Source organism: Streptomyces sp. NPDC002896 (assembly GCF_040295225.1).
Taxonomy (GTDB): domain Bacteria; phylum Actinomycetota; class Actinomycetes; order Streptomycetales; family Streptomycetaceae; genus Streptomyces.
The window spans coordinates 244,708-257,461 of record NZ_JBEOVA010000007.1; the positions used below are offsets into that span (position 1 = coordinate 244,708).

Here is a 12,754-nt window from a genome sequence, read left to right on the forward strand (position 1 = left end):
GCTCCGTTAGGAGGCCTGGCCGAAGATGTCGATACGGTCGCCCTCGGCGAGGGTCACGATCGCGCGCTTGCTGTCGGCACGCTTGCCGAAGCCGCTCTTGGTCCGCTTGCGCTTGCCCTGGCGGTTGATCGTGTTGACCCCGGTGACCTTGACCGAGAAGACCGCCTGGACGGCCTGCTTGATCTGGGTCTTGTTCGCACGCGGGTCCACGACGAAGGTGTACTTGCCCTCGTCGAGAAGCGCGTAGCTCTTCTCGGAGACGACCGGCTTGAGGAGCACGTCACGGGGGTCCGTGAAGGACTTGCTCAGCGGGGTCTCAACGGTGTTCTTGCCCTCGGTGGCGTGGCGCTTCGCCTTGGCGATGCGCGCGGCCTTCGCGGCCTTGGCGGCCTTGGGGGCAATGCTCGGGTGACGCGTAGCCATCAGGCCTCGCTCCCTTCGGTCTCATCGGCCTTGGGGCCAGACACGAAGGACTCGAAGGCGGCCTGGGTGAAGACCACGTCGTCCGAGACGAGCACGTCGTACGTGTTCAGCTGGCCCGGCTCCAGGATGTGCACCTGGGGCAGGTTGCGGGCGGAGAGCAGCGCGGCCTCGTCGTTGCGCTCGACGACCAGGAGCACGTTCTTGCGCTCGCTGATCTTGCCAAGCAGCGTCTTCGCGGCCTTGGTGGAGATCTCGCCCTCGACCACGCCGGAGACGACGTGGATGCGGTTGTTGCGGGCCCGGTCGGTGAGGGCACCGCGCAGGGCGGCGGCCTTCATCTTCTTCGGGGTCCGCTGCGAGTAGTCACGCGGCTGCGGGCCGTGGACGACGCCACCGCCGGCGAACTGCGGCGCACGGGTCGAGCCCTGACGGGCGCGGCCGGTGCCCTTCTGGCGGTACGGCTTCTTGCCACCGCCGCGGACCTCGCCACGAGTCTTGGTCTTGTGCGTGCCCTGGCGGGCAGCGGCCAGCTGGGCGACGACGACCTGGTGGATCAGCGGAATGCTGACCTTGGCGTCGAAGATCTCCGCGGGGAGCTCGACGGTACCGGCCTTGTCGCCTGCCGGCGAAAGGATGTCAACAGTGCTCATCGGTTACCTCAGGCCCCCTTGGCCGCGGTGCGGACCAGGACGAGGCCGCCGTTCGGACCGGGAACCGCGCCCTTGATGAGCAGCAGACCCTTCTCCGCGTCAACGGCGTGGACGGTCAGGTTCTGGGTGGTGACCCGCTCGTTGCCCATGCGGCCCGCCATGCGGAGGCCCTTGAACACGCGGCCCGGGGTGGCGCAGCCACCGATGGAACCGGGAGAGCGGTGCTTGCGCTGGGTACCGTGCCCGGCGCCGAGGCCACGGAAGTTGTGGCGCTTCATGACACCGGCGAAGCCCTTGCCCTTGCTCTTGCCGGTGACGTCGACCTTCACGCCGGCCTCGAAGGTGTCGGCGCTGACCTCCTGGCCGAGGGTGTACTCGCTGGCGTCAGCGGTACGGATCTCGACGAGGTGGCGACGGGGGGTGACGTCGGCCTTGGCGAAGTGGCCCTTGAGGGGCTTGTTCACCTTGCGCGGGTCGATCTCGCCGAAGGCGATCTGGACCGACTCGTAGCCGTCACTGTCGTTCGTACGGACCTGGGTAACGACGCAGGGGCCGGCCTTGACGACGGTCACCGGGACGACACGGTTGTTCTCGTCCCATACCTGCGTCATGCCGAGCTTCTCGCCCAGGATGCCCTTGATCTGCTTAGCCATCTCTCAGATCACCGCGCCTCAGAGCTTGATCTCGATGTCGACACCGGCCGGGAGGTCGAGTCGCATCAGAGAGTCAACGGTCTTGGGAGTCGGGTCGAGGATGTCGATCAGGCGCTTGTGCGTGCGCATCTCGAAGTGCTCGCGCGAGTCCTTGTACTTGTGCGGCGACTTGATGACGCAGTACACGTTCTTCTCAGTGGGCAGCGGCACCGGGCCCGCGACCGACGCACCAGTACGGGTCACCGTCTCGACGATCTTCTTCGCCGAAGAGTCGATGACCTCGTGGTCGTAGGCCTTGAGCCGGATGCGGATCTTCTGTCCCGCCATGGCTACTTCGTAGTCCTGTCTCTCGAAAACGCTCTGGAACCCGGGGGCCGGCTCGTGAAAGCCGGGCCTCTTCTCCGACCCACGCGGTCGGGCGTGTCGCACCCCCGCTGACACGGATATCCATACGGATTTCCCTGCTAGGGGCTGCGATCGTCAACCGCGGGACGGGGGTGAGACCACCCGCCGGGCGCCTGGCCGGTACCCCGCTGACACTTCCCGGAAGATTCCCGTACTTCCGCCCCTGAGAAGAGGCGACGAGTACTGTGGGACTCGCTTCCGGTCCTCCCGGCGGGAGGCGCGCAGCATCGGCACTCAACCGAGCAACCCCGATAGTCTGCCATACGGGACGGGGCCATCGCCAATCGGGCCGAAGAGAGTACCCGGTGCCGAGCTCAGATCAAACCTTTGGGTGTCACCACACACCGGTGCCCCGGCCGAGCGCGGCCGGGGCACCGGTGTGTGGTCGGCAGGATCAGCGGCCCGAGGCCAGCTCCTCACGCACCGCGAAGTACGCCGGCTTCGGCACGAAGTTCTCGTCCAGCAGGTTCGACGCGCCCTGGCCGGTGAAGACGCCGGGGACCCAGCTGTACTTGTCGGTGTAGCCCCAGACCGTGAAGGACTTGCAGCTGGTCGCGGCGAGGCAGGCGTCGAGCAGGCCGCGGTAGTAGTCGGCCTGCTTCGCGAGCTTCGTGTCGTCCGCGGGCATGATCATCCGGATGTCGACCTCAGTGAAGGCAGTCTCCAGGCCCAGGTCCTCGAAGCGCTTCAGGTTCGCGGCGACATCGCCCGGGAAGCCGTACTGGATGCCGAGGTGGCCCTGGATGCCGAAGCCCTGGACCGGGACGCCCTCGGCGAGCAGCTCGCCGACCAGGTTGTAGTAGGCCGTGGACTTCGCGTTGACGCCCTCGACGTTGTAGTCGTTCACGAACAGCTTCGCCTTGGGGTCGGCCTCGTGGGCCCAGCGGAAGGCGTCGGCGATGTAGGACGGGCCGAGCTTCTGCAGCCAGATCGAGTTGCGCAGGGTGCCGTCGTCGTTGAAGACCTCGTTGACGACGTCCCACTGGTAGATCTTGCCCTTGAAGTGCTCGACCTGGGTGGTGATGTGGTTCTTCAGGATGCCGCGCAGCTCGTCCGCGTCGATCGACCCGTCGGCGACGCCGGAGGTCAGCCACTTCGGCAGCTGGTTGTGCCAGATGAGGGTGTGGCCGCGCACGGCCTGGTCGTTGTCCTTGGCGAAGCGCACGAGGGCGTCGGCCTTGGACCAGTCGTACACCCCGCGCTGCGGCTCTACGGCCTCCCACTTCATGACGTTCTCGGCGGTGAGCGAGGTGAACTCCCTCGCGGTCGTTCTCCTGTATGTCTTGTCCTCGGCCAGGGCCGTCATGTCCACGGCGGTGCCGATGCGTACGTCCGCACGGTCGGCGTACGCCCGGAGCGGGGCACCCGTCGTGGAGGAGGCGGACTCCGAGGCGACAGCGGCCGTCGGCGCCCCGGTGACCACGAGTGTGGCGCCGAGCAGCGCGAGGGCGGTGATGGGCGTGCGGAAACGCGTCATGTTCGTCCTTTGTAGATGCGGGTGGTACGGGTTCGTCGGTACGGGTGGTACGGGCCGTGGTGACCCTCAGCGCACGCGGTGGCTCTCCAGAGGCCCGAGGTACGTGGGCGTGAGGCCCCCGGTGTCGATCACCAGGCGCTGGAGGACGACGGTCGGGTCGACCATCCAGAAGTTGAGGCGGTGCACTCCGGCTTGGGCGAGGCTGTGCCGGGTGGCGGTGAGGTTGACGTTGTCGGAGGTGTTCCGGGCCCACTGGGCGTTCATCACTCCGTCGTCGGCACCGGTCACCGCGGTGATGTCGACGGTCTGGGGGGCGTCGTCGTCGAAGGAGACCGCGTAGCGCAGGCCGCCGGTCGGCAGGGCCGGGTTGCGCGGCGAGAGATACGCCCACACGGTGACCGGCCCTGCGGCGTGCAGGGTCACCTCGTACTCCAGGCGGGGCGAGCTACCGCCGGGCGCCTGGCGGGCGGCGGTGACGGGGACGGGCGTCATGCCGGCTCCCGTACGCCCGATGCGGTCGATGCGCTGCCAGCGGATGTCCCCGGCGCCGACCGCGCGCGTGCGGTGCTCCGCGTCGATCGCGACATAGCCGCCCGCCTCGACGAAACCGCTGAGGCCACGGGCGGACGTGTGCTCGGCGATCGCCTTGACGGTGACGGTGGCGCCGTCCGGCCCGTGCACGGCGATGTCCGCCTCCGTCCGGCCGCGCGGCGCCTTGGACCAGTCCACGGTCACGGTCGCCCGCACCTGCTGCTCGATCCGGCCCTCCGGACGGTCGACCGTGATCCACGGCACGGACGGCGTGATGCGGTAGTCGAAGGGCTCCCTGCCCCGGTTGAAGACCTCGATGTACTGGTCGGGGCGTGTCTGGTACGGGCTGAAGACGGGCAGCACCGCCGGGCCCTCGGCTCCCGGCCACCAGTCGTCGGAGCCGTCGATCGCCACGCCCATGTCCGCGGCGTCCGGCACCTCGATGCGCTTGACCGCCGGGAAGATCTCGTCCGGGAGGGCGACGTTGTTCTTCTCGGGCTGCTGCCAGGAGGCGTTCGGGCCGTAGCGTTCCACGTCGCCGTAGCCGATGTGCGGCTGGGTCTGGAAGCCCTTCCACTTGCCGCCCGCCACCTGGGAGTTGAAGCGGTCGGCGAGCGCGAAGTCCTCGGCGAGCCGGGCCTCGGCCGCAGCCGCCAGATCGTTGGTGGCGGCGCGTCCCTGTCTCGCGTAATGCAGGTTGGTGAACTGGGCCTCGCGCAGGGCGTAGACATTCGCGGTGGCCTGCACCTCGTAGCCGACGAGCTCGAACCAGGCGTCCTGGTCGGCCTCCGGAAGGTGCCGGGCGATCCGGTCGGCGGCCTTGGCGAGCTTGCGCCATTCGTCGGTGACCCGCTCCAGCTCCCGGTGGCCGGTGACCGAGAACGGCGTCGCCTTGTCGTCGAACACGATCGCCGAGGAGTCCTTGGCCGGGTCCTTCGCCGGGTTCAGGGTGATGCGGCGGTTGAGCGACTCGGGCTTGCGGCGCGACTGCAGCTGGGCATACGTGGCGAGCACCTCGGCGATGGCGGAGGTCTGGGCCTCACCGAAGTTCTGCCGGGCGTAGCGGCGCTCCCACTCGGGGATGTCCTCCTGGCCCCATCGGCTGGGGTTCCAGGCGTAGTCGAGGAAGAACTGGGTGGGCAGTTCGTTGCCCTTGAGATCGCCGACGTTGGTGACCCACAGGCCGTGGTTGCCGTAGGCGATGGCCTGGCGCAGCTGGTCCCACATGTTCGGCAGCGAGGTGGTGTCCACCCACTTGTAGTTGCGGCCGGCACCCACGTAGTCGAAGTGGTAGTAGAGGCCGTATCCGCCGCTCCGGGCGGGCTCCGACGGGTCGGGGTGCTTGCGGATGTTGCCCCAGTTGTCGTCGGTCAGGACGACGGTGACGTCGTCGGGGGCTCGCAGGCCGCGGTCCCAGTAGCGCTGGACCTCCTTGTAGAGGGTCCACACCTGCGGGATCGAGGCGGGGTCCTTGCCGGTGACCTCGGCGATGATCTCGCGCTGGGCGGCGATGATCTCCTGCATCAGCCCGATGCCGTCGCCGTCGGGCAGGCTCGTGTCGCCGTTGCCGCGCATGCCGAGGGTGACCACGCCCTCGAAGTCCTGGTCGACCATGCGGCGGATGCCGTCGGTCCAGTACGCCTTGATGGCCTCGGCGTTGCGCCGGAAGGACCATTCGCCGGTGCCGCCGTACGGGTCGTGGCCCGGGGTCGTGATGGTCCCGCTGCTGTCGCGCTTGGCGGCGACGGCATGCCGGTTCCACTCCTCGATGCCGCGCATCATCGGCGCCTCATGAGAGGTGCCCATGACAATCCCGTACTCCTTGGCGCGGGCGTGGTTCTGCGGGTCGTCCTCGGCGAAGGCGCGGCCCCACACCGCCGGCCACAGGTAGTTCGCCTTCAGGCGCAGCAGGACCTCGAAGACCTTGGCGTAGAAGTCGGCGTTGAAGCCGCCCGGGTAGCCCGAGGCCTTGCCGGCGCCGAAGTAGGCGGGCGCCCAGGTGCCGAGGGCCGGGTTCTCGTCGTTGATGAAGATGCCGCGGTACTTCACTGCCGGGGTGCCCTGGGTGTGGCGGCCCGGCAGGACGTACAGCGCGTCGCGGTGGACCGGGCGGACGTCGTCCCACCAGTACCAGGGCGAGACGCCGATCCCGAGCGAGACGTCGTACGCGCCGAAGATCGTGCCGCGCGGGTCGCTGCCCGCGATGACGAACGCCCGGTCGACGCCCGGCAGCGGCTGCTCGACCACGGTCTGCAGGGGCGTCTCCCACTTGCCCTTGATTCCGTCGACGTCGAGCTTGCCGGTCTCGACGAGACGGTCGATCAGCGGGCTGCGCCCGATGGTGCCGATCACGGTGATCTCGCGGGAGCCGCTCGGCACGTCGCCCTTCAGCAGGCGCGGACGCACGCCCGTGACTCGCTCGATGTCGTCCCGCAGGTCACCCACGACGCGCACGACGCCGGTGTGGTCGTCCGCGCTCACCACGAGTGGCACGGCCCGACCGTCGCGTACGAGCGGAAAGGCGCCCGCCTTCGCCGTGAAGGAGACGTAGGACCCGGGATCCGTCGGCCGGATCCCGTCGGCCTCCGCAGGCTCCGCTGAGGCCGCCTGCGCGACGCCGGAAAGCCCCGGAACGGTTCCGAGCCCGGTCAGCGTCAGGGCACCGAGACCGGCACCCGCGCCCGTCCCCAGTACGGCTCTGCGGCTCGGCCGTGGCGGGACAGACCTCTCCATGAAACGCTCCTCCGAGTTGGGGCGGCAGGTGCTTGCGCCGACTGCCGTGCCACATGGTGGAGCGATAATTTCCCGGAAACAATGGGTCTACAAGACCGAAAAGTTTTCAGTCTCCGCTGGCCTTGCAGCCCACCGCCTCGCGGAGACGCGGAAGGGCCCGCACGACCGAAGTCGTACGGGCCCTTCTCGATGCCCCTAGGAGCGCCGGGTCTCCCCGATCAAGAAGTAAGAAACTTACTTCGTGATCTTGGTGACCTGGCCGGCGCCCACGGTCCGGCCACCCTCACGGATGGCGAACTTCAGGCCCTCCTCCATGGCGACGGGCTGGATGAGCTCGACCTTCATCTCAGTGTTGTCGCCCGGCATGACCATCTCCGTGCCCTCGGGGAGGGTCACAACACCGGTCACGTCAGTCGTACGGAAGTAGAACTGCGGACGGTAGTTGTTGAAGAACGGCGTGTGGCGGCCACCCTCGTCCTTGGACAGGATGTAGGCCTGGGCCTCGAACTCGGTGTGCGGGGTGACCGAGCCCGGCTTGATGATGACCTGGCCGCGCTCGACGTCCTCGCGCTTGATGCCGCGGAGCAGCAGACCGACGTTCTCACCGGCCTGGCCCTCGTCGAGCAGCTTGCGGAACATCTCGATGCCGGTGACCGTGGTGGTGGTCTTCTCGGTCTTGATGCCGATGATGTCGACGGTCTCGTTGACCTTGAGGACACCGCGCTCGATACGACCGGTGACGACGGTGCCACGACCGGTGATCGTGAAGACGTCCTCGATCGGCATCAGGAACGGCTTGTCGACGTCGCGCTCGGGCTCCGGGATCGACTCGTCGACGGCCTTCATCAGGTCGAGGACGGTCTGGCCCCACTCCTTGTCGCCCTCAAGGGCCTTCAGAGCGGAGACCTTGACGACCGGAAGGTCGTCGCCCGGGAACTCGTACTCGGAGAGCAGCTCGCGGACCTCGAGCTCGACGAGCTCCAGGATCTCCTCGTCGTCCACCATGTCGGCCTTGTTCAGGGCGACAACGATGTACGGAACGCCGACCTGGCGGGCCAGGAGCACGTGCTCCTTGGTCTGCGGCATCGGGCCGTCGGTGGCGGCGACCACCAGGATGGCGCCGTCCATCTGCGCCGCACCGGTGATCATGTTCTTGATGTAGTCCGCGTGACCGGGGCAGTCGACGTGGGCGTAGTGACGCGTCTCGGTCTGGTACTCGACGTGCGCGATGGAGATGGTGATACCGCGCTGGCGCTCCTCAGGAGCCTTGTCGATCTGGTCGAAGGCCGAGGCCTCGTTCAGGTCCGGGTACGCGTCGTGCAGCACCTTGGTAATGGCGGCCGTGAGGGTCGTCTTACCGTGGTCGATGTGACCGATGGTGCCGATGTTGACGTGCGGCTTAGTCCGCTCGAACTTCGCCTTCGCCACTGGGGTCCTCCTGTGGAGTGGTTCTGTACGCCTTACTTCATCGGCGCCAGGTGATCTTTGCTGGAAAGCCGGGGCCCGGGGCATTCCTCCGCGGTTGCGGCGGAATGCCCCAGCAGGCTCCGGAGTCAAGCCTAAAGCGTGAACTCGGGTGAGTTACTCGCCCTTGGCCTTCGCGATGATCTCCTCGGCGACGTTCCGCGGAACCTCGGCGTAGGAGTCGAACTGCATCGAGTAGCTCGCGCGACCCGACGTCTTGCTGCGGAGGTCGCCGACGTAGCCGAACATCTCCGACAGCGGGACCAGGCCCGTGACGAGCTTGGCACCGTGACGGTCCTCCATGGACTGGATCTGACCGCGACGGGAGTTGATGTCGCCGATGACGTCGCCCATGTAGTCCTCGGGCGTCGTCACCTCGACCTTCATCATCGGCTCGAGCAGGGCCGGGGAGGCCTTGCGCGCGGCCTCCTTGAAGGCCATCGAACCGGCGACCTTGAAGGCCATCTCGGAGGAGTCGACCTCGTGGTAGCCACCGTCGAGAAGGACCACGCGGACACCCGTGAGCGGGTAACCGGCGAGCACACCGAACTCCATGGCCTCCTGGCAGCCCGCGTCCACCGAAGGAATGTATTCCTTCGGGATACGGCCACCGGTGACCTTGTTGACGAACTCGTAGCCGTCGCCCTCGAGAGGCTCGAGCGCGATCTGCACCTTCGCGAACTGACCGGAACCACCGGTCTGCTTCTTGTGGGTGTAGTCGTACCGGTCGACCGTCTTGCGGAGGGTCTCGCGGTACGCGACCTGCGGCTTGCCGACGTTGGCCTCGACCTTGAACTCGCGCTTCATGCGGTCGACCAGCACGTCCAGGTGCAGCTCGCCCATGCCCGCGATGATGGTCTGGCCGGTCTCCTCGTCGGTGTGCACCTTGAAGGAGGGGTCTTCCTCGGCCAGGCGCTGGATCGCGATGCCCAGCTTCTCCTGGTCGCCCTTCGACTTGGGCTCGATGGCGACCTGGATGACCGGGGCCGGGAAGTCCATCGACTCGAGGATCACCGGGTTCGCCGGGTCGCAGAGGGTCTCACCGGTGGTGGTCTGCTTCAGACCCATGACGGCGACGATGTCGCCGGCACCCACCGAGTCGATCTCCTCACGCTTGTTGGCGTGCATCCGGTAGATCTTGCCGATGCGCTCCTTCTTGCCCTTGACGGAGTTCTGCACCTGAGAACCCGCCTCGAGGCGGCCGGAGTACACCCGGACGAAGGTCAGCTTGCCGAGGTGCGGGTCGCTCGCGATCTTGAACGCCAGCGCCGACAGCGGCTCGTCCTCGGAGGGCTTGCGCTTGACGATCTCCTCCGGGTCGTTGACCGCGTGACCCTCGATCGCCTCGATGTCGAGCGGCGAGGGGAGGTAGCGGACAACGGCGTCGAGCAGCGGCTGGACACCCTTGTTCTTGAAGGCAGTGCCACAGAACACGGGGGTGACGGTGGTGCCGCCGCCCTTGCCGGAGCCGATGGTGATGCGACGGATCGCCGCGTACAGCTGCTCCACGGTGGGCTCCTCGCCCTCCAGGTACAGCTCCATCATCTCGTCGTCGTTCTCGGAGACGGTCTCGAGCAGCTTGCCGCGCCACTCGTCGGCGGCCTCGACGTGCGTGGCCGGGATGTCGACGACGTCGTACGCCTCGCCAAGGGCGGTCTCGGCGGACCACACGAGCGCCTTCATCTGGACCAGGTCCACGACGCCCTTGAAGTCGGCCTCAGCGCCGATCGGCAGCTGCATCACGATCGGGGTCGCACCCAGGCGGTCCGTGATCATGTCGACACAGCGGTGGAACTCGGCGCCGGTACGGTCGAGCTTGTTGACGAAGCAGATACGCGGGACGCCGTAGCGGTCCGCCTGACGCCACACGGTCTCGGACTGCGGCTCCACACCGGCGACGCCGTCGAACACCGTCACGGCACCGTCGAGCACGCGCAGCGAGCGCTCCACCTCGACGGTGAAGTCGACGTGGCCCGGGGTGTCGATGATGTTGATCGTGTGGTCGACGTTCTCGAGCGGCCAGTGACAGGTGGTGGCAGCAGACGTGATCGTGATGCCACGCTCCTGCTCCTGCTCCATCCAGTCCATGGTGGCAGCGCCGTCGTGGACCTCACCGATCTTGTACGAGACACCGGTGTAGTACAGGATCCGCTCGGTGGTCGTCGTCTTGCCCGCGTCGATGTGGGCCATGATCCCGATGTTGCGGACCTTGGCCAGGTCAAGTGAAGTGGTAGCCATAAGGCTTCAGTCTTCTCTCGGTTCTCGATGGGGTAGCGACTACCAGCGGTAGTGCGCGAAGGCCTTGTTGGACTCGGCCATCTTGTGGGTGTCCTCGCGCTTCTTCACAGCAGCGCCGAGGCCGTTGGAGGCGTCGAGCAGCTCGTTCAGGAGGCGCTCGGTCATGGTCTTCTCGCGACGGGCACGGGAGTAACCCACGAGCCAGCGGAGCGCGAGCGTGTTGGCGCGGCCGGGCTTGACCTCGATCGGCACCTGGTAGGTCGCGCCACCGACACGGCGGGACTTGACCTCGAGGGTGGGCTTGATGTTCTCAAGCGCACGCTTCAGGGTGATGATCGGGTCGTTGCCGGTCTTCTCGCGCAGGCCCTCCATGGCGCCGTACACGATGCGCTCGGCGGTGGAGCGCTTGCCGTTCAGCAGCACCTTGTTGATGAGGGAGGTCACCAGAGGAGAACCGTAGACCGGGTCGATGATGACCGGGCGCTTCGGGGCGGGGCCCTTACGAGGCATTCTTACTTCTCCTTCTTGGCGCCGTAGCGGCTGCGGGCCTGCTTGCGGTTCTTGACACCCTGGGTGTCGAGGGAGCCGCGGATGATCTTGTAGCGAACACCCGGCAGGTCCTTCACACGGCCGCCACGCACGAGCACGATGGAGTGCTCCTGCAGGTTGTGTCCCTCACCCGGAATGTAAGCAGTGACCTCGATACCGCTGGTCAGACGCACACGCGCGACCTTACGCAGGGCCGAGTTCGGCTTCTTCGGGGTGGTCGTGAACACACGCGTGCAGACGCCACGGCGCTGAGGGGAACCCTCGAGTGCGGGCGTCTTGTTCTTCTCGACCTTGTCCTGCCGGCCCTTCCGGACCAGCTGCTGGATCGTAGGCACTACTTCTCCGGTTTCTGTGTGCCGAATAGTAAAGCTAACCTGGAACTTTGCCGACCCACGCGGTCGGGTGTGTCGAATGCTGCAGACCCCCGCCGCGAGGCGGAAAGGGCGGCAGATTGCGGTGCGGCGCTTACGGCTTCCTCTACGGTTGAAGGCACGCAGGGGAGCCAGGGCACACCCCAGGCACAAGGTCTGAGCGTACCTACCTCATGGACTTCGGTCAAAACAAATGCGACCGGCCCCGACACGCCGGAACCATCCCCTTTGCGACGTCGGTCACCGGCCACGGGGCCGATGGGCGCCCGTTTCTTGCATGCCCCCTTCAAAAACTTCGGCCGTCGTCGAGATCCATGACATCTGTGCAGGTGAACGTGGGGGCGGCGGAATGGTCGGGGCGGCCGTTCCCTGCGTTGTCCGGCGCGGAGCGTGATCATGCGGCAAAACGAGCCATCCGCCCACGCACTGCTCCTACTGCACGGCTGGACCAAGGTCACAGCCATCGCGGCCTACGGTTACGAGACACTCCTCGCCTGCGTGGCCCCGGCGACATCGTCTGCGAGGGCGGGGCACTCAGCGGTCGCCACCGCTCGGCGACCGTGACGGCGCTGGAGCCGGTCGAGGCGGTCGCCGTGACGCCCTCAAGCAGCGGGACGGCGACGGCGTCCTGTGCGTGTCCGACGGCGTCTGTCACGGAGTGGTACGCCACTGCGACGGTGGCCTGGCTGCACGGGGAGCCCGGGTGCGGCGGGCTCCGCTGCGGCCTGCTCCATACGCGATGCCATCGAGCGGTACCACCAGGCCCGGCTACGGACCGCCCGGCACGAGGTGGAGGCCGCTGCCCCGGAGCACCGGGCGTCCCTGCTCCGCGAGCAGTACGAGGCCGAGCACAGGACAATCGACCAGGCCCTGGAGAGCAAACGGCCGGAGGACTACCAGCTCGACGAGCCCCGCCAGCTCATCGCAGAGCGCATGACGGCCATCTTGCGGGCGACGGCGCCCCCGAGGGAGACAAAGCGCCACCTCGGTACCCGGAGTTGCCATCCCGGTCAGCGTCCGACGGGCCAGCAGATGGATCTTCCCGATCCGCACTGCTGAAGGACCGCCCGGAGGCCGACACATGACCCTGGCGGCCATCGGCCCGCGGCGACCGGGCGCTCCACTCCCCCACGTGCTCGCCGGCCTTGGTGTCGTCTTCGTGGCGTCGTACATCGTCAACATGTCTGGCGCGAGGTCACGGGGAGGAGCAGACACTGACACGCCGAAGGGCGGCCACCCCAGGGGGTGACCGCCCTTCAA

General features: G+C 67.4%; 11 protein-coding genes and 1 pseudogene. 2 read left to right on the forward strand and 10 right to left on the reverse strand.

Translation table 11 applies throughout. From position 1 onward, the window contains the following. Positions 1-6: 6 nt before the first annotated feature. The 10 genes from rplW to rpsL all read right to left on the reverse strand — a co-directional run bounded on the left by rplW (position 7) and on the right by rpsL (position 11,458). Entirely contained in the window at positions 7-423 is a 417-nt protein-coding gene (rplW, locus tag ABT009_RS14950) for a 50S ribosomal protein L23 (RefSeq protein WP_351293476.1), read from the reverse strand. Next, positions 423-1,073, reverse strand: a complete 651-nt coding sequence (gene rplD, locus ABT009_RS14955; protein WP_351293478.1) for a 50S ribosomal protein L4 — start codon at positions 1,071-1,073, stop codon at positions 423-425. The genes rplW and rplD overlap by 1 nt, the downstream gene beginning before the upstream one ends. Before the next feature lie 8 nt (positions 1,074-1,081). Continuing rightward, positions 1,082-1,726 (reverse strand): 50S ribosomal protein L3, encoded by a 645-nt coding sequence (rplC, locus tag ABT009_RS14960; protein WP_351293481.1) that lies wholly within the window; start codon positions 1,724-1,726, stop codon positions 1,082-1,084. 18 nt (positions 1,727-1,744) lie between these two features. After that, a complete protein-coding gene (rpsJ, locus tag ABT009_RS14965) occupies positions 1,745-2,053 on the reverse strand; it encodes a 30S ribosomal protein S10 (protein ID WP_003948644.1) in 309 nt (102 codons plus the stop codon). A gap of 472 nt (positions 2,054-2,525) precedes the next feature. Next, complete coding sequence (locus ABT009_RS14970) at positions 2,526-3,608, reverse strand: endo-1,4-beta-xylanase (protein WP_351293484.1); 1,083 nt, start codon at positions 3,606-3,608, stop codon at positions 2,526-2,528. Positions 3,609-3,674: 66 nt separating this feature from the next. Further along, positions 3,675-6,872, reverse strand: coding sequence for a glycosyl hydrolase 115 family protein (locus tag ABT009_RS14975; RefSeq protein WP_351293487.1), 3,198 nt, complete (start codon positions 6,870-6,872; stop codon positions 3,675-3,677). A gap of 234 nt (positions 6,873-7,106) precedes the next feature. Then, complete coding sequence (gene tuf, locus ABT009_RS14980) at positions 7,107-8,300, reverse strand: elongation factor Tu (RefSeq protein WP_351293490.1); 1,194 nt, start codon at positions 8,298-8,300, stop codon at positions 7,107-7,109. A gap of 153 nt (positions 8,301-8,453) precedes the next feature. Beyond that, positions 8,454-10,574 (reverse strand): elongation factor G, encoded by a 2,121-nt coding sequence (fusA, locus tag ABT009_RS14985; RefSeq protein WP_351293493.1) that lies wholly within the window; start codon positions 10,572-10,574, stop codon positions 8,454-8,456. Between the two features lie 39 nt (positions 10,575-10,613). Next, positions 10,614-11,084 carry a 30S ribosomal protein S7 gene (rpsG, locus tag ABT009_RS14990; RefSeq protein WP_003992340.1) on the reverse strand — a complete coding sequence of 157 codons (471 nt, stop codon included), beginning with the start codon at positions 11,082-11,084 and terminating at the stop codon, positions 10,614-10,616. Between the two features lie 2 nt (positions 11,085-11,086). Then, on the reverse strand, positions 11,087-11,458 hold the full coding sequence (rpsL, locus tag ABT009_RS14995) for a 30S ribosomal protein S12 (RefSeq protein ID WP_003948652.1): 372 nt from the start codon (positions 11,456-11,458) through the stop codon (positions 11,087-11,089). A 396-nt stretch (positions 11,459-11,854) separates the two neighbouring features. On the opposite strand from rpsL, the pseudogene ABT009_RS15000 reads away from it, so the two are divergent. After that, positions 11,855-12,090 (forward strand): annotated as a pseudogene (locus ABT009_RS15000) (Crp/Fnr family transcriptional regulator); the annotation flags it as partial. 193 nt (positions 12,091-12,283) lie between these two features. Then, on the forward strand, positions 12,284-12,553 hold the full coding sequence (locus ABT009_RS15005; protein WP_351293496.1) for a hypothetical protein: 270 nt from the start codon (positions 12,284-12,286) through the stop codon (positions 12,551-12,553). Positions 12,554-12,754 lie beyond the last annotated feature (201 nt).